Source organism: Sodalis praecaptivus (assembly GCF_000517425.1).
Classification (GTDB): Bacteria; Pseudomonadota; Gammaproteobacteria; order Enterobacterales; family Enterobacteriaceae; genus Sodalis_A; species Sodalis_A praecaptivus.
Genome location: NZ_CP006569.1, coordinates 1,441,854 through 1,457,158, shown reverse-complemented (window position 1 = coordinate 1,457,158; position 15,305 = coordinate 1,441,854). Strand labels below are relative to the sequence as shown.

Below are 15,305 nucleotides of genomic sequence, written 5' to 3'. Positions count from 1 at the left end.
GGTCCGCCGGCCATCACGGCGCGCCGAACCGCAACGCCGCGGCGGTAGCGAACGGCGCCAGGGTTACGCTGCCGGCAAGCAACGCCCCCAGCACCGCCAGATAGCCGTCCACGGGCAACCCTGACGCGGCATTGTCCACGGCGGCGGTCGCAAAAATCAGCACCGGGATAAACAGCGGCAGCAGCAGTAAACTGAGCAACACCCCGCCGCGGCGCGCGCCCAGCGTTAACGCCACCCCTATCGCGCCGAGCAAACTCAGCGTCGGCGTCCCCAAGAGCAGCGACAGCGCCAGGGCGCACCAGGTAGCCAGGTCAAGCGACAACAACAGCGCCGCCAGCGGAGACATCAACAACAGAGGCAGGCCGGTGACCAGCCAATGGGCACAGACTTTACCCAGTACCGTAAGCGGCAACGGCGCCGGCAATAACAGCAATTGATCCAGCGAGCCGTCCTGCGCATCGTCGCGGAACAACCGTTCAAGGGAGAGCAGACAGGCCAATAGCGCCGCCACCCAAATGACGCCCGGCGCGATACGTTTGAGCAACGCCGGCTCCGGCCCGATTCCCAAAGGAAATAACGTAATGACAATAAGAAAGAACCACAGCGGATTCGCCAGCTCATTGCCATGGCGCCACGCCAGCCGCAGCTCACGGCGCAACACTAACCAGAACATGACGCCGTCTCCGCCCTGTCCAACGCTATCTTACGTACCCGGCACGCCGAGGGCGGCAACGGTTGATGGGTGGTCAGAATCACCATGCCGCCCGCGGCGCAATGCTGCTCAAACTGCCTGGTCAACGCCTTGGCCCCCTGAAGGTCGAGCGCCGTGAGCGGCTCATCCAGGATCCAAAGCGTCCCCGGCGTCAACCATAGCCTAGCCAAGGCGATACGCCGCTGCTGCCCCGCCGATAACCCCGCCGCGCGCACATCTTCATAGCCCAACAACCCAACCTGCTCAAGCGCCCGCCCGATGTCGGCGTCATGTCGCGCTCCATTGATGCCTTGATAAAATAGCAGATTTTCCCACGGCGTCAGGGCGGCCTTAATGCCCGCCTGATGGCCGATATATAGCAGCTCACGATAATAGTCGCTCCGGCACTGACGCAGCGGGCGCTGGCGCCAGCGGATCTCGCCGTCATCCGGCGGCGCCAGACCGGCCAGGATCCGCAGCAGCGATGTTTTGCCGGCGCCGTTCGCGCCCTCTATTTGCACCCAATCACCGGGACCGATCTCATCGTTCAATCCGCTAAATAAGGGGCGATCATCGCGGACACAGGCCAGATTGTGGATTGCCAGCATTAGAAATTAAACTCTTTATTAACAATGGCCCGCATCATAACACGGGGCGCCACAGGAAAAAGGCCGTCGCCGACGCTACCCGCCTGCCTATTATCGAAAGCCTGTATTAGATCAATAAAACGCATGAAAAACCAGTAACGTTAAAATTTTGTTACTCATTAACCCCAAATTATAGCGGGACATATTTTTTTCGACGCCCTCACCGCACGCACGCGACTGATTGCGCCCTAACCGCTACGCTTATGAGGTTTGCTATCCTCGCCGCTGCTAAAGAGACCCATTTATGCACCAGAAACGCGAAAAAAATCTTGTCGCCCCTCAGCAAAATGCCCCTGGCCCGCATCGGGACGACGCGCTTTCCCACGCCGTCGGCAAAGACCATGAAGTCGAAAGCCAGGAGAATGAAGAAGGAACCGACATTGAGGTGGAGGAGGAGAACCTTCCTTCCCCCGCCGCCGCGGTACATGAAGAGATCCGCCAGGAAGGAGAGAAAGAGCTTGAACGTGACAGTCTGGCATTAGGGTGGTCCGCCCTGGCGGCCGGCCTGTCGATGGGCGCCTCGCTAATGGCAAAAGGCATTTTTCATGCGCGGCTCCCTGAAGGCGCGATCGGTTTTTTTGTCGAAAATCTGGGCTACACCATTGGTTTTGTGATTGTCATTATGGCGCGCCAGCAGCTATTCACGGAGAACACCTTGACCGCCGTGCTGCCGTTTATGCACAAACCGACCCGCCATAATTTTGCTATTCTGATGCGGCTTTGGGGCGTGGTGCTGGTAGGCAACCTGATAGGCACGGCGTTGATGGCTTTCGCCTTTATTCACCTGCCGGTGTTTGACAGCGCTACGCGCGCGGCTTTTGTCTCGCTCTCCCAAGAGGTGATGGCCAACACCCCTGGGGAGATGTTTTGCAACGCCATTATCTCCGGCTGGATCATCGCATCGCTGGTCTGGATGATGCCCTCGGCAAAACACAATAAGTTACTCATCATTATCCTGATGACCTACTTAATGGGCATCGGCAATTTGACCCATATCGTGGTGGGATCGGTCGAAATCCTGTATCTGGTCTTCAACGGCGATATCCCGTGGTGGCAATTTTTCTATCCGTTCGCACTGCCCACGCTGGCGGGCAATATCGTTGGCGGTACATTTATTTTCGCGTTGATAAGCCACGCCCAAATACGCAACGACTTGAGCCATCACCGGCGGACATCTGCCGCCAGCGGCAATAAAACAGCCTCCGCCAAGCAAGATTAGCCCCTGCCCCCTCGGCACCGCGGCAGGCCCTTCGCGTGACGCCCACGGCTTGAGTCGCGCAGCGCGCGCGATGCCCCTCGGCCGGCTGAGGCACGCGTCGCGCGTCAACGTCAGCCCCTCTCTGGCGCGTGTTGCGATAACACGCCGCTGCGTTCAGCGCTACGTCGTCGCGGTTTCCCCCGCGCCAGCGGCCTGGATACCGTCGCAAGCTTACAGGTTTCTCGCCATGAGGCGGGTAACGCCGCGCTTTGACCATGAATTGAGCAAACGCGCCGCCGGGTGCTTATTTCCGGGTCCAGATAGGCTATACTGGCCGCCGCTCGACGTGTCTCCGTAGTTAAACGGATATAACAAGCCCCTCCTAAGGGCTAGTTACAGGTTCGATTCCTGTCGGGGACACCATTACACAGCCCGCAAAAGTACGTAACAGTCCCCAAAGCCTCCCTCTATCGCGCTTACGCCGCAACTTATCGTTTGCAACAGTTCACTACCGTTCGTTGACCGCCACGCTTAGTTTTGGGTAAATGATTTTTACCCAATGCTCACCATCAAACAGATTGAAACGGCCAAACCTAAAGAGAAGCCCTACCGGATTTGAGATGGTAGCAGTCTCTATCTCTACGTGCCGGCTAGCGGTAACAAAGTCTGACAGCTGCTTTATCAACTGGGTGGCAGAGAAAAAACTTATACTGTAAGTAAGTATCCTGAAGTCAGTTCGTCTGAAACAAGGGGCGCAGCTTTTCAGGCAAAGCGAGATTTGTGCGCAGGCATCAGCCAGATATCAAGAAAAAAAGGATGTTGCCGAAAAAGAGAATTTTGCTTCGATATATCAAGAATGGTATGAGCATAAGATGCGGGTATGGTCATATGGCTTTGCTCTTGAGCTAAAGTGCATGTTCACTGATGACATTCTCCCATCCATAGCCCATATGCGCATAACGGGATTGATCCTTTAGTTTTGCTAAGGGTGATCCGTAGGTTCGAGGACCGTGGCGCAATGGAGAGGGCAACTAAGGCCAGGAGAAGATGCGGGGAAGTTTTTAGGTATGCAGTTATTACGGGCAGAGCCAAATACCATCCTGCCCCCGATCTGGCTGACGCAATGAAGGGTTACCGGAAAAGTAATTATTCCTTTTTGCAAGTAAAACAAATCCTGATTTCAACAAAGCATTATCGCCCTATTTGGGTAGCACAGTTTCAAGGTCAGCTACACAAGTGCTTCACTATACCGTTTTGCGTATTAATGAATTGCGCAGTATGAAATGGGGCTACGTCGATTTTACCAACAGGATGATGACTATCGATGCCGAAGTCATGAAGGGGTGACGTAGACACGTCGTACCCATGTCAGCTCAGGTTATTGCGATTCTGAAAATATTGAGACCAATAACAGAAATTTCGGCATTAGTGTTTCCTGGTAAGAACGATAAGAAGAAATCTATCAGCGGAAATGCCGTTTTGCTTGTTATTCGTCCTTTAGGTTATTAAGGGATTGCAAGCGGGCATGTTTTCCGACTCCTACTCAGCACGCTACTAAACGAGAATGGATGGCCTAAAGATGCCATTGAGCGCCAGTTAGCTCACTCAGAAAGCAACAACATCCGAGGCATATACAACCCTGCACAATATCTCGATAAGCGAAGAGAATTGATGCAATGGTATGCTGATTATCTTGATGGGCTGAATAGCACTTCACTCCAGCGTGTCATCATCACGATCGTGATATTTTTCTTTTTCTCCAACAAACCATTGACCCCTGCCACCTCTGCAAGCGAGCCGGCTCGATGCAGTTGATAGACAAATAAAATCAATACCACAGATTTAGAGATAATTTTAAGCTTGATAATTAGGTATTCACTTCCTGTATTAATGGGGGAATGTACTCTTTACTTGAATAAAAAATAATGTAATCCTAACTCTTGGATTTTTCTCTCTAATTTTGTTAAACGGAGAATTATTATGGATGACCTTACTATAAAATCAAACCTGCTTACAGGAATACCCCTGCTCAATTTCATGGAACATTCAAATGCTGCAATGGGGATAAAGTGCAACAAATCCAGCTTTGTATATATGAACCAGGCATCTAAGGATTTTCATAACGTTCCTAATAATTTTGATTATGAAGGAAGGTATGATGAGGATTTTCCATGCCCGTGGTCTGAATTGGCCGCAGAGTACAAAGCTCATGACCGAAAAGCTGAAACGATGAAGTCAGGAGCCGAGATAATATCTACCTCTTACTATACGCGCAATTCAGTTCTAGAGCCGTGGTACTGTATCAAATTCCCCATTTATGGCGATGATGGAAATGCTAGCGGCACTATATTTTTTGCCAGAAAATTCACATTTATATCAGTTTTTGATTTTTTCAAAAGTCTCAAGCCGTCGGTAATAACCTTTAATCCTCCAGTGGACATTTTCACCGCAAGAGAGCTTGATATAATTTTCTATGCCATTCAAAAAATACCCGCTAAAGAGATTGCACCTATGCTATGTATTTCTCATAGAACGGTTGAGAATAGACTATTGAAGATATATGAAAAAGCCGGCGCAAACTCGATAAAGAGTCTAATTGAATATTGTCATAATGTCGGATTGAATAATTACGTACCGAAAAAACTCCTCAGAGAAGGCGTTAATTTTTGCTGGTAAAAAAACATTAATGCACTGTTTATCCACCATACATAAACACACTTATTTCGTAAATCTGTTACCTTTTCATTAGACTCATCAATCACGAACGATTATTGATAAGATTAATAAGACATTTCCGTGTATTAGCCAATTCTTGAGTTACTGTTTAATGCTGAAGAGCCAAAATAAATAATAATAACTGGTAATCTTTAACTTATAATTACTTCGTGATTGAATCATGAATAATTTCCCCGGCAGTTCTACTTATCTTGGCAACGGGTTGACGAGGACTTGCGCTCCTAATTTCTATGGGTCTGAGCCAGGTCATTGCATTGCTCATTATACGAATAACGTTGTTTCTAGGCGGCCTTTTCCGCGATTTCATTCAGTGCATAATATACCTCATCATAATTCTCATCGTATACACTCAGCGATCCTAAAAGAAGCACAGCAAAGAGAAAAACAGCGGGAGAGTGAACGTCGCAAGTCCGCCGAAAAGGCTGTGCGCGCTCAAGAAACTGCGGCACACAATCGGAAAGTAGCGGAAATTAATCGACTTGACGAGCAGGGCAAAACCCATCCTTTCTCCCAACAGATCATCGCGCAATGTATCGATATTGACCATGCTTCACGATCCTGAGCATGCGGCCCACCTTTGGCTAAATCATGCCACGGTACTTACGCACGAAGCTGAGCATGACGTGAAGCACTGGAAGCATCAAATCCACGTTAATCAAGAGAATAAACATTCGCTATGCCTGTTGCAGCATATTGATGAAGCGAGAATGACCCGCGCCATTGATGATTTAACCAATAGCGAGATTATCTACCATGATCGCCTTATGCAGCGGGACAGGGCGCGTTTTATTTATGATGCGGCCAAAAATAAGTTGGCACGTGTGCGCCAAGAACGTCAAGACAAAGCGCATGAGGAAACGCGTAGGGCTTTGCTCATGTCCCAAAATGTTGTTGCAAACAAAAACGTTGAGCCTGTATTAACCACGGACTCATTGTCAGATAAATTTCGCTTTCTCAGTACATCACAACTGTCTTTGAAAGCAAAAGAATTGGCGAGCGCGCCTACCCTTTCTCAACAGATAGCAACACAAACCCATTGGGCATCAATTGAAACCATGCGAATCATGGCTTATGCCGGTGGCATGCTTGCCAGCATTCCTGTGTCGTTATACAACGCCGTTGATAGCATAGTCAAAGCCGGTATGGATTATGAAAACACACTGAAGGCGCTAAAGGATTTGGCTAATAGCGGCAACATATTGGGAAACATCGCTGAATCCTATAAGGAGTCATGGCGTTCACATTTTGACGCTATGTCGACAGCACAAGAACAGGGCACCGCAGCAGGTTTTTTTAAAGCGGGATTGGAGGGCGCGACACCCATAGTAGACCTAGCAAGCATCGTCATGGGTGGTACGAGTGCGGTAAAAGCTGGAAGCAAGGCTATAGAGGCTGGCATCAATCTAAGTGAAAATATACTGAAAAAGTCCACCCATTGGTCTTCGCAATACCCAACCGTTAAGATTGAAGAAATAAGCATGAAATGGGGAGGGAACATCAAGTTTGATCAAGGTGATCCATTTGAGAAATTTGTTGGTAACAAGTATTTTTCTAAAAGCACCCGTACACCTGATACGTTTAAGACATTTGATTATTTTGATGAAGCTACCGGCTCGGCGGTTAGTGTTAAGACCTTAAATACCTTGTCAAACAGCAAGATTAACGATCCGAAGAGGATATACAGTTCAATCAAGAATAACATTGATGATACAATAAAATTCCAATTGATGCAAAAAATGATATTCAATTCAATAAAAACCAGATAACATCACGTGAAGTTATGGTAGCCATTCCTGAGAAAACTAATGAGTTGCAATGGGAGCAGATTGACAAAGCAATTCAATACGGTGCTAATAACGGGGTTAAAGTGACAATAGTGAAGGTTAAATGATATGGTTGAAGACATCAGTTTTAAAAAAAATCTTGGGCACGCGCGCTTAAAAACGCTGATTTTATTTGTATTGAAACCTTTTCAGGATACAGAACAAGTAGGCGCGATCCAAATGGAAGCCAACATATCAAATCTCTAGACGATACCAATTTGGAATTAGGGAAATGCATCGTTGATGCTTTATCTTACAGTCGTCTTGTGTTGCCTGAGCCGCGTGACGATGTTTGGGTACACCCAGATACCTTATATGACAAAGAGTTATATGACAAATCAATTATGAAAAAAAATTACTTAGAATGGGTCACTATGCTTATGTCTAAGTTTAATTACAAAAACGAAAAACAAATTTATAAAAACCTGCATTATTGCAGTATTGAAGCCACAAATGAAAATATTATCATGATGCCAACGCATCATGTCAAACTTGACTACTGGAATGGCGATGGTTTTACTGATGCTGATAACATTACCATTCCTATCGATAGTAAACCCGAAGCAATAGGTGCCGCGCTACGCTTGACCTTTTCACGATGTACCAGTTAATAGTTTTTTATAGATTTTTTGTCTTAAATGCAAGGATCAATATCAAGCTCGTGGGTCTGTGCCTCGTTGATGATATACATGATCACGCCAAAAATTGCTGCATCTCCGTCCTGTTGCGCATTCTCTAATGATTCCGCGTCTATCAAATCATTTAGCCTGTCTAAGTGTTGCAGCGCCGGCAACTTCCGCAGTAGCAGTTGGCGCATCACGTAGCGCCCATATACAGCAGCTATCACTATGCTGCCGTAAACCGGCGTTAAAGAGCAATCAACCACCAACAGCGCCCCTTCTCGGATGGCCGCATTGATAGAGCTGCCACCCGCTCCCATGTAGTAAGCAGCAGCGCTGGCGCTGACTAGCCCGTTGAGATCAACCCCCTGCTCCATCATTTCACGCATAACTGTAAGCCCACCCCGGCACACAAGCCAGCTGGGTCCCAAAACTTTCCACGATAATTTTTAGCTTGATAATCTGACATCAACATCCTGTATTAGTGGGGAAATGTACTCTTTCCCCATGTGCTTAAATATGTGACTTTTACTCTTGGCTGTTCAAACTCAACGGAGTAGTTAAAGGAGATGACCCTATGGACGATAAAATCACGGCCTCAGCCAAGACATTTAGGCTCGAATCACTTAGCAAGCTACCTATAATATCATTTCTTGAAAAGTCAACGTTACCCTGGAACATAAAAGACACGGAATCAAAGCATGTTTATATGAATGAGGCTTGCCAAGATTTCCTATCAATCCCGTCAGGTTTTAACTTTGAAGATAAAAAGGATGAAGAATTTCCATGCAAATGGTCTGAATTCAGTGAGGAATTTAAGGCGCAGGATAGAAAGGCTGAAGAGGATAAGAGTGTCGCGGAAATTATCTCTTGCAGTCATTATGGCAAGATCCCTACGTTGGAACCCTACTTTTGTCCAAAATTTCCTTTATACAATACTTGTGGTGAAGTATTAGGCACTATCTACTATGCAAAAAAACTTAATTTTGTTTCAGTGTTTGATTTCTTTTCAAACATGAAGCCATCAGTGATTACGCTTACCCCCCCTGTTGACATCTTTACCGAGAGAGAGCTTGAGATAATATTTTTCGCTGTACAACGCATGCCGGCTAAAGAAATAGCAACCAAATTATTTCTTTCTCATAGAACGGTAGAGAATAGATTACTAAGGATTTATGAAAAAATTGACGTGAATTCCATACATGGCCTAATAGAGTATTGCCATAATGTAGGTTTAGATAAATACGTACCAAAAAAACTCCTTAGAGAAGGCGTAAACTTTTGTTGGTAATGCCCATGAAAAAGTTAATGCACCGTTAGCCCGCCATTTTTAAGCGGGCTAATTCCTTATTGCACGGATTAGCATCAAGTTTCTTTATCCTCGCGTCGTAGATGATGTATGCGATCCCACCGATATGCGCAGCATGTCCTCCCAGCAGTTCATTTTCTAACTGACTCTCCGTCTAGCAAACTATTAACCTATCCAGATAGTTTAGCGCTGGCCGTTCGCGTAGCAGTCGCTGGCGCATCACATAGCGCTCATTTACTCCAGTTATTGCGACTTTGCAGAGTACAGGCGGGGCCGTGAGTCAACCGCCCGCACTGCCCCTGCTCTCATGCCGGCACTGACAATGCGGCAACCTGAGCGAATGCAATACCTTGCGGCACTGGCGCTAACCTGCGCATTCGACGCGACGCCCTGCGCCCTTATTCAGAACCTATTTCTGCACCGCAAGACTGCACATGCATACCTAACTGTAGTTTTCAGCAAGGGAAATATCACTTCCCGTTTCACACACGTCGAGATAAGTCACTATTAGGTAGCACTTACAACTTTTTAGCTTGGCCAATGTGAGCACGAGACAATGAGAACAATGAGCCCTCTTTTATGCCTCAATACCCCTCCCCGCTGGGGCGCTTATCAATATCAGTAAGCCTGTGGTTGCAATAGCCCCTCCAGGCGCCTCTCTCGTCCAACACAACAGCTTAATAAGCTCTCGCTCTAAAAAAGGGAGTCCAACACTTCATGAGCGTATGCCTTATTGGTAGATACAGGAAGAAATTGCGGCAGGGTATGGCATATCGTCGTCATGTCTTTCCCCCATATGGGGATTTGGCGTTTGGAACTGGCCGATTCTTGCTGGGCTAAAGCCTCGCTGTTGCATAAAATATCACCACGAGAACTCACATCGACCAGGTAAATATCTTCAGGGTTAGTCATCTGTAACTTCTTGACGCCATTGATTTTGAGGAATTCTTTAGTCAAGACTAACGAGCCACTGGCTCCCCAAAGTTTCGTTGTTTGGTTGTTATCCCGACCTATCCATGTCAGCACCACTTTATTGTCATCGATACCGCTAAACCAGCTATCGCGTAAGCCACTTGAGGATCCCGTTTTACCTGCAAGATCATCATTTTTAAACCCTGTGCCTAATTTCCTTGAAGTGCCCGCACGCACCGACTCTTGCATCGCATACAGTGTCAGCCACGCTGCCTGTTGCGGGACGACTTGTTCAGTGTTTTCGGTTCTTTGATAAATCACCTCGCCGTCTTTATCTTGGATGGAAAGTAAACTATGGATACCGGTATGCTTACCAAGATTAGCGATCGTCTGTATAGCCTCTGTCAGCTCCACTGGCGCCATGTCCAAGGTACCTAACAACATAGAAGGATTTTTTTGTATTCTTGGTTCGGGTATCCCAATAAGGCGTAAGGTTTCCGCTACTTTATCAATACCAACTGACATGCCAATATTGACAGTTGCAACATTGATAGAGTGAGCGAGCGCATCCATTAACATCACGCTCCCTTGATAAGTTCTTGTCGGGTTTCTCGGTGACCAGGATTTTTTTTGACCCAGATCGACGTTGATTGGCTCATCCTCAACGAGGGTATTTAGGCCAAAATAGTGCGGATGACTCAACGCCGCCAGATACACGGCTGGTTTAATGAGAGAGCCGACCTGACGCTTACTATCTGATGCGCGATTGAAACCATTGTAGTCAACATTCTTGTCGCCAATAACGGCCAAAAGATGACCTTTCTTTCTATCGACAACAAGCATAGCGGATTGCAGATCTTCAATACCTGTTTTTTTCTCAAGCATGGGCATCATTGTCAAAATAACCTGCTCTGCATCCTCTTGTGATACGGGGTCTAGGGTAGAAAAGATTTTGGCACCTGATAAATCACTCATGGCGATAGCGTTACTGTGCCTGATTTCCTCTTTTAGCATTTTCATAAACGCAGGATGTTTAGTGAATACGGCGCCCTTTGCTTGCACATTAAGCTCTTTTGCTATGGAGGCTGCATAGTCCTTATGAGTGATAACCCGGTTATCTTTTGCAAGTTTCAAAACCAGATCCCTTCTTGCTTTCGCCACGGCGGGCTTTGACCACGGGTTATATAATGAAGCACCTTTTGCCATCCCTATCAGCAGCGCCTGCTGTTCTAAAGAGAGCTCATTGACCTGACGCCCAAAGTAATGGATGCTTGCAAGAGGAAAGCCAAAAATGCCGTAGGAACCATTCTGTCCAAGGTATATCTCATTAAGGTAAAGTTCTAAGATTTTACTCTTACTGAACTTCAGTTCTAAAATGACCGCCATGAATGCTTCTATCAGCTTTCGTCTGATTGTTCTATCATGTGATAGAAACATATTTTTGATAACCTGCTGGGTGATGGTGCTACCGCCTTGCGCCCGTCTTCCTGCTCTGATGTTGTTATAAAAGGCCCTCGCCACAGAGAGCGGGTTGACTCCGTAATGATGATGAAAATCTTTATCTTCTGTGGTAATAAGCATCTTTACCATATCATCAGGGAAGTACTTCAGAGATAAAAATATCCTCTGTTCATCACTAGGTGAGTAAATAACGTCAATTAACCGGGGTTCGATGGTCATCTCATCCAGCGTCGAATTCAATTCCACATCAACGATCTGAGTTATCGTTCCCGCGGCAAAAGTCATCTCAACCTTTTTTTCTTCAGAAATGGCGTTGGGATAGGAGAATTGGCGTAAATAGATATAGACCTGGTTCCCCTCGACGCTAAAATCGCCAGGGCTATGTAAGGCGCGAGTATTGCGATAGCGGGCTCCCTGCAAAATCCGAGTGAGCTTTTCCTGACTCAGCTTATCGCCGACGGTGAAGGTATAGGATTTGCCATAGACTTGGGCGGGCAAATCCCAAAAGCCGTAACGCATTTTTTCATTGATTTTATTATCAATATCCTTGGCTAAGTCAAACAAGTAGATCAGTGCTAACGCCATCAGGCAAGTCAGCACTAATAGAGCTTTTTTGAAAAACGTTTGTTTTTTCTTGTTATTGTTTTTCCTTTTGCTACCAATGGACTCTGTTGCCTTCAATTCTTCCATACTACGCCTGCTTACTTATTATGAACCGAGTGATTTTATTTACATGACGCCATAGCACTAATCATACATAGAAGATAGCGTGCATGTATTTGACCCGTTAAGTCAAAGCACAGCAGCCTAACTAACAACAGCGCGATAAATCAACACCGATTTCAGTATAACTACCATAAATCTGATTTATATCGCAACGCGGTGTAAGGTCAATTCAAAAAAAAACCGCACAACTGCCCTTTTTGACGTAATCGTTGCAGTCGCTACTCTACGTGCAAGTGCAGATAATAAAGAGTAACGGTAGTAATTTAATCGAAGCGAGCTTGCCCTGGTATAAGCAAAATAGACACACGAGGTTTATGTCAACACATTTGGCGCTTCACATACCTCAACGAGAATGGCTTTTAACGCATGCAACACACTATCATGCTTACTGCCCATTCTCGTCCCTATTTCCAGCTCATAGCAAGGCATGGTTATGGGACATGGAAATGTTTTCAGCTGCGTATTGCTCTCAATCGCTCGCGCCGCATGTGAAGGGATAGTCGTAATCAGCGCTGTCTCATGCAATAGAAAAGGCACCGCTGCAAAATGCGTCGTGGAGACCTTTATACTTCTTTTAAAGCCTATAGCATTTAACGCTTCGTCGACCACACCGACAAAACCGCCGGAGGATACCAGCAAATGAGGACGTTGAGCATAGTCTTCAACCGTTACAGGTACGGGGGTATTTTTATCTGCCACACATAAATAATTCCTTTTACCTAAGCGTTGACTCATTACCCTATGCGAAGCCAGGCCACCGGCGGTGAGGGAAATGTCTATTTGATGGCGCATTAACATCTCTTGGGCCAGGCCGCTGTGAGTTTGCCTGAAAATAATATGGAGTCCCGGAAGCGTTTTCTCTACGCTGCTGAGTATTTTTTGGCCAAAGGCTATTTCGCCGTCATCCGATAATCCCACGGTCATGGTACGCCCCTTCCGCTCCTTGCCGACGGTGCTCAATGCCAGTGCCTGCCGGCATTGGGTCAGGGCTTCTTCAATGAGAGGTGCAAGTTCCCTTGCTCTCACCGTTGGGCGCAACCCCCGTCCCGTCCGTTCAAATAACGGATCGGCGTATATTCGCCTCAATCGCCCGAGAGCGGCGCTCACTGCGGGTTGTGTTAAACCCAGGCGGATGGCTGCCCGGCCCGCTCCTCCCTCTTCGATGAGCGCCTCGAAAACTCTTAAAAGATTGAGGTCAATATTCTCGATATCAATGTAATTCATAACAGATAGCCGCTTTTGAGGATTGATTAATATTAACCCGAAGACCATTATCAATCTCCATAATTGGCCAAAAAAAGGGAACACATGGGTAATAAGACTGTGCCTTCGGCAATCATAGATATATATCACTTTTCCACCCATGATCCGGCTGGCAAGCTATTGATCTCTATGATGCTATTTCAACTTAGGGTGCAGCATGATTGCCATGTCTAGCGCGCTTATAAGCGGTTATCATCAAAGCTACAACACTGGCCGGGAGTTGGGCTTTCGTCTTAGCAAGGCGTCAAGGATTTGGCGGCGAAGACAGATGTGCTCATGACCGCAATAGAGCTAATGTAAAGACTTTGGCGCCATTGTCGAAACGCGCTATGGCAGCATAGGTTACAAGCACTGAGCAACGTGGGGCTTACTTTCAACGGTGGTATTTTCTAGAACCTGACTCGCCTTTAATGCCGCGCAATGAGATCTGACCCTCTCGAACCAGAACGACAGTTGAGAAAGAGAAAGCATTCCTCCACCCCTTTGAAAAGGGGTCGGTCCTGCGGGTTAAGTACGGCCATCGCCACCTATATGAAATGCGCGATGACCTCGTTCTAGAAAGATTTTCATTAATACATAAAAATAAGAAGGGGTAACATAATACAAGTTACTCTAGCGGGTCTTTTTATCACTAACGGGGACTAATACTGGGTAAATACCGAGTATTAAGTCAATGAAGCGCGTTGCGTTCTCGATCTAATAGGTTATCATGCATCAACTCTATCGTCCTTAACGCTATAGCGGCAGAAAAAACCGTTAACGCTATTTTTTACGATAACGAATTATAAAATACCCTACACATTTTATCACACCAAAACCTTCTCATTTTTATTTTATGGTAAAAACATACAAGGATGACAACATGATTAAAACCGCCTATTTTCTCATCTTGTTATATTTCTTTTCGTTATCAGCTCACGCCATATCAAAATACACCTTGCTTTGCCCCGGACGCAACGAGATGACGGTGATGCACACGCATTATAGAATTACGACATTAATGTGGGATGATGAATTCTTCGTTGCGCCATTGCCAAATGTGCTAGAAGATAGCTATGGAAAAAAGCGGATATATCGCTTTCTTAACCATGACACGCTGATCGCAGATAGTTCCGCAAATTTTTATTATTTCATTTTCCATAATGGAAAAGAAGTCAGGTGCACTAAGGGTCCTGACCTGAGCGTCGCTCCGCTGGCGCTGGAAATAGTCCACTAGCGGCTAAGGTTGATGTGGCGCTGAAAACTCTCTGCAGCCCGCATCGTTGTTATGACACCACTTCTCTACTTACTCGTAAACTGTCGCTGAGCGAACGTTGCTCGATCTCGCCAGCGCGTAATATTCAGCCGTTATCGCCAGTTTGTTGTGAATATCGCGTCCCTCCTCGGCGTTGATGAGGTCGCCCCTGAAGCCGGAATATCTCCTGTAAGCACCACCCTATAGTAATGACTTCCCCTCGAGGCCATCCGCCTCCGTGATGTTGGCCAAATAAAAACTAATGAAGCACTCTGACATTGCCTTCACTGGAGATGAAATGCTTAGGCGTGTGTAATGGGTTTAATACAGAGCAGGGGAAAGCCCGCAACCGATCGACAGAGTCGCTCACCGCTCAGCTCGCGTGGGCCTTGATATCACCAACACGCGTTCAAGATCCGCCACCCTACAATCGCGATCGTCAACACAACGGCCCCATCGCCACATCGGCAGAAGGCACAAGGCACAAGGCAGAAGGCAACGCCAGGATGAATCGGGACGGCAGCGTTTATCGTTTCATTAACTGCATCACATTTATGGTGCAACCGTGACACCTTTTGTTCAATGCCGCTAATGTTAGAGCGCTAAAATACGCATACACATTCTATGAGGTGTCATTATGGCTGTAGTATTTGCTTTCGTCGCCTATGCTGTGGTGATGACCGTC

The 15,305-nt window shown here is 46.8% G+C and carries 10 protein-coding genes, 1 tRNA gene and 3 pseudogenes; 8 read left to right on the top strand and 6 right to left on the bottom strand.

Going from position 1 to position 15,305, the window contains the following annotated elements:
* Positions 1 to 13: 13 nt before the first annotated feature.
* A complete protein-coding gene (gene ccmB / locus SANT_RS06490) occupies positions 14 to 673 on the bottom strand; it encodes a heme exporter protein CcmB (RefSeq protein WP_025421484.1) in 660 nt (219 codons plus the stop codon).
* A complete protein-coding gene (gene ccmA / locus SANT_RS06485; protein ID WP_025421483.1) occupies positions 661 to 1,299 on the bottom strand; it encodes a cytochrome c biogenesis heme-transporting ATPase CcmA in 639 nt (212 codons plus the stop codon). Before ccmA ends, ccmB begins: the two co-directional genes overlap by 13 nt.
* Before the next feature lie 283 nt (positions 1,300 to 1,582).
* Between ccmA and SANT_RS06480 the strand changes: the two genes are divergently transcribed.
* The 4 genes and pseudogenes from SANT_RS06480 (at position 1,583) to SANT_RS06470 (ending at position 5,212) form a co-directional block, all read left to right on the top strand.
* Positions 1,583 to 2,557 (top strand): formate/nitrite transporter family protein, encoded by a 975-nt coding sequence (locus SANT_RS06480; protein ID WP_025421482.1) that lies wholly within the window; start codon positions 1,583 to 1,585, stop codon positions 2,555 to 2,557.
* A gap of 327 nt (positions 2,558 to 2,884) precedes the next feature.
* Positions 2,885 to 2,959 (top strand) — tRNA-Arg (locus tag SANT_RS06475).
* Between the two features lie 136 nt (positions 2,960 to 3,095).
* Positions 3,096 to 4,234: pseudogene (locus SANT_RS23800) on the top strand (tyrosine-type recombinase/integrase); the annotation flags it as partial.
* A 282-nt stretch (positions 4,235 to 4,516) separates the two neighbouring features.
* On the top strand, positions 4,517 to 5,212 hold the full coding sequence (locus SANT_RS06470) for a helix-turn-helix transcriptional regulator (RefSeq protein WP_025421481.1): 696 nt from the start codon (positions 4,517 to 4,519) through the stop codon (positions 5,210 to 5,212).
* Positions 5,213 to 5,630: 418 nt separating this feature from the next.
* Here SANT_RS06470 and SANT_RS06465 read toward each other — a convergent pair whose 3' ends face one another.
* A complete protein-coding gene (locus SANT_RS06465) occupies positions 5,631 to 5,819 on the bottom strand; it encodes a hypothetical protein (RefSeq protein WP_025421480.1) in 189 nt (62 codons plus the stop codon).
* Between SANT_RS06465 and SANT_RS06460 the strand changes: the two are divergent.
* Positions 5,818 to 7,163 (top strand): annotated as a pseudogene (locus tag SANT_RS06460) (hypothetical protein). The gene SANT_RS06465 and the pseudogene SANT_RS06460 overlap by 2 nt on opposite strands.
* A 45-nt stretch (positions 7,164 to 7,208) precedes the next feature.
* Positions 7,209 to 7,706 (top strand): annotated as a pseudogene (locus tag SANT_RS06455) (contact-dependent growth inhibition system immunity protein); the annotation flags it as partial.
* A 23-nt stretch (positions 7,707 to 7,729) separates the two neighbouring features.
* On the opposite strand, the gene SANT_RS06450 reads toward SANT_RS06455, so the two are convergent.
* A complete protein-coding gene (locus SANT_RS06450) occupies positions 7,730 to 8,104 on the bottom strand; it encodes a S24 family peptidase (protein WP_025421477.1) in 375 nt (124 codons plus the stop codon).
* A 188-nt stretch (positions 8,105 to 8,292) separates the two neighbouring features.
* Here SANT_RS06450 and SANT_RS06445 point away from each other — a divergent pair, with 188 nt between their 5' ends.
* Positions 8,293 to 9,006 (top strand): helix-turn-helix transcriptional regulator, encoded by a 714-nt coding sequence (locus tag SANT_RS06445; RefSeq protein WP_025421476.1) that lies wholly within the window; start codon positions 8,293 to 8,295, stop codon positions 9,004 to 9,006.
* Positions 9,007 to 9,717: 711 nt separating this feature from the next.
* Here the strand turns inward: SANT_RS06445 and mrcB are convergent.
* Positions 9,718 to 12,087, bottom strand: a complete 2,370-nt coding sequence (gene mrcB, locus SANT_RS06440; protein WP_025421475.1) for a penicillin-binding protein 1B — start codon at positions 12,085 to 12,087, stop codon at positions 9,718 to 9,720.
* 348 nt (positions 12,088 to 12,435) lie between these two features.
* The gene (locus SANT_RS06435) at positions 12,436 to 13,347 is read right to left on the bottom strand and encodes a LysR family transcriptional regulator (RefSeq protein ID WP_025421474.1); all 912 of its coding nucleotides are present in this window, start codon (positions 13,345 to 13,347) and stop codon (positions 12,436 to 12,438) included.
* A gap of 901 nt (positions 13,348 to 14,248) precedes the next feature.
* On the opposite strand from SANT_RS06435, the gene SANT_RS06430 reads away from it, so the two are divergent.
* Complete coding sequence (locus tag SANT_RS06430) at positions 14,249 to 14,602, top strand: hypothetical protein (RefSeq protein ID WP_025421473.1); 354 nt, start codon at positions 14,249 to 14,251, stop codon at positions 14,600 to 14,602.
* Positions 14,603 to 15,305 lie beyond the last annotated feature (703 nt).

What these genes read in the sequence shown, in the direction of transcription:
- SANT_RS06470 (WP_025421481.1), top strand. Translation starts at nt 4,517, where the DNA reads ATGGATGACCTTACTATAAAATCAAACCTGCTTACAGGAATACCCCTG.
- SANT_RS06445 (WP_025421476.1), top strand. Translation starts at nt 8,293, where the DNA reads ATGGACGATAAAATCACGGCCTCAGCCAAGACATTTAGGCTCGAATCA.
- mrcB (WP_025421475.1), bottom strand. Translation starts at nt 12,087, where the DNA reads ATGGAAGAATTGAAGGCAACAGAGTCCATTGGTAGCAAAAGGAAAAAC.
- ccmB (WP_025421484.1), bottom strand. Translation starts at nt 673, where the DNA reads ATGTTCTGGTTAGTGTTGCGCCGTGAGCTGCGGCTGGCGTGGCGCCAT.
- ccmA (WP_025421483.1), bottom strand. Translation starts at nt 1,299, where the DNA reads ATGCTGGCAATCCACAATCTGGCCTGTGTCCGCGATGATCGCCCCTTA.
- SANT_RS06430 (WP_025421473.1), top strand. Translation starts at nt 14,249, where the DNA reads ATGATTAAAACCGCCTATTTTCTCATCTTGTTATATTTCTTTTCGTTA.
- SANT_RS06465 (WP_025421480.1), bottom strand. Translation starts at nt 5,819, where the DNA reads ATGGTCAATATCGATACATTGCGCGATGATCTGTTGGGAGAAAGGATG.
- SANT_RS06480 (WP_025421482.1), top strand. Translation starts at nt 1,583, where the DNA reads ATGCACCAGAAACGCGAAAAAAATCTTGTCGCCCCTCAGCAAAATGCC.
- SANT_RS06435 (WP_025421474.1), bottom strand. Translation starts at nt 13,347, where the DNA reads ATGAATTACATTGATATCGAGAATATTGACCTCAATCTTTTAAGAGTT.
- SANT_RS06450 (WP_025421477.1), bottom strand. Translation starts at nt 8,104, where the DNA reads ATGCGTGAAATGATGGAGCAGGGGGTTGATCTCAACGGGCTAGTCAGC.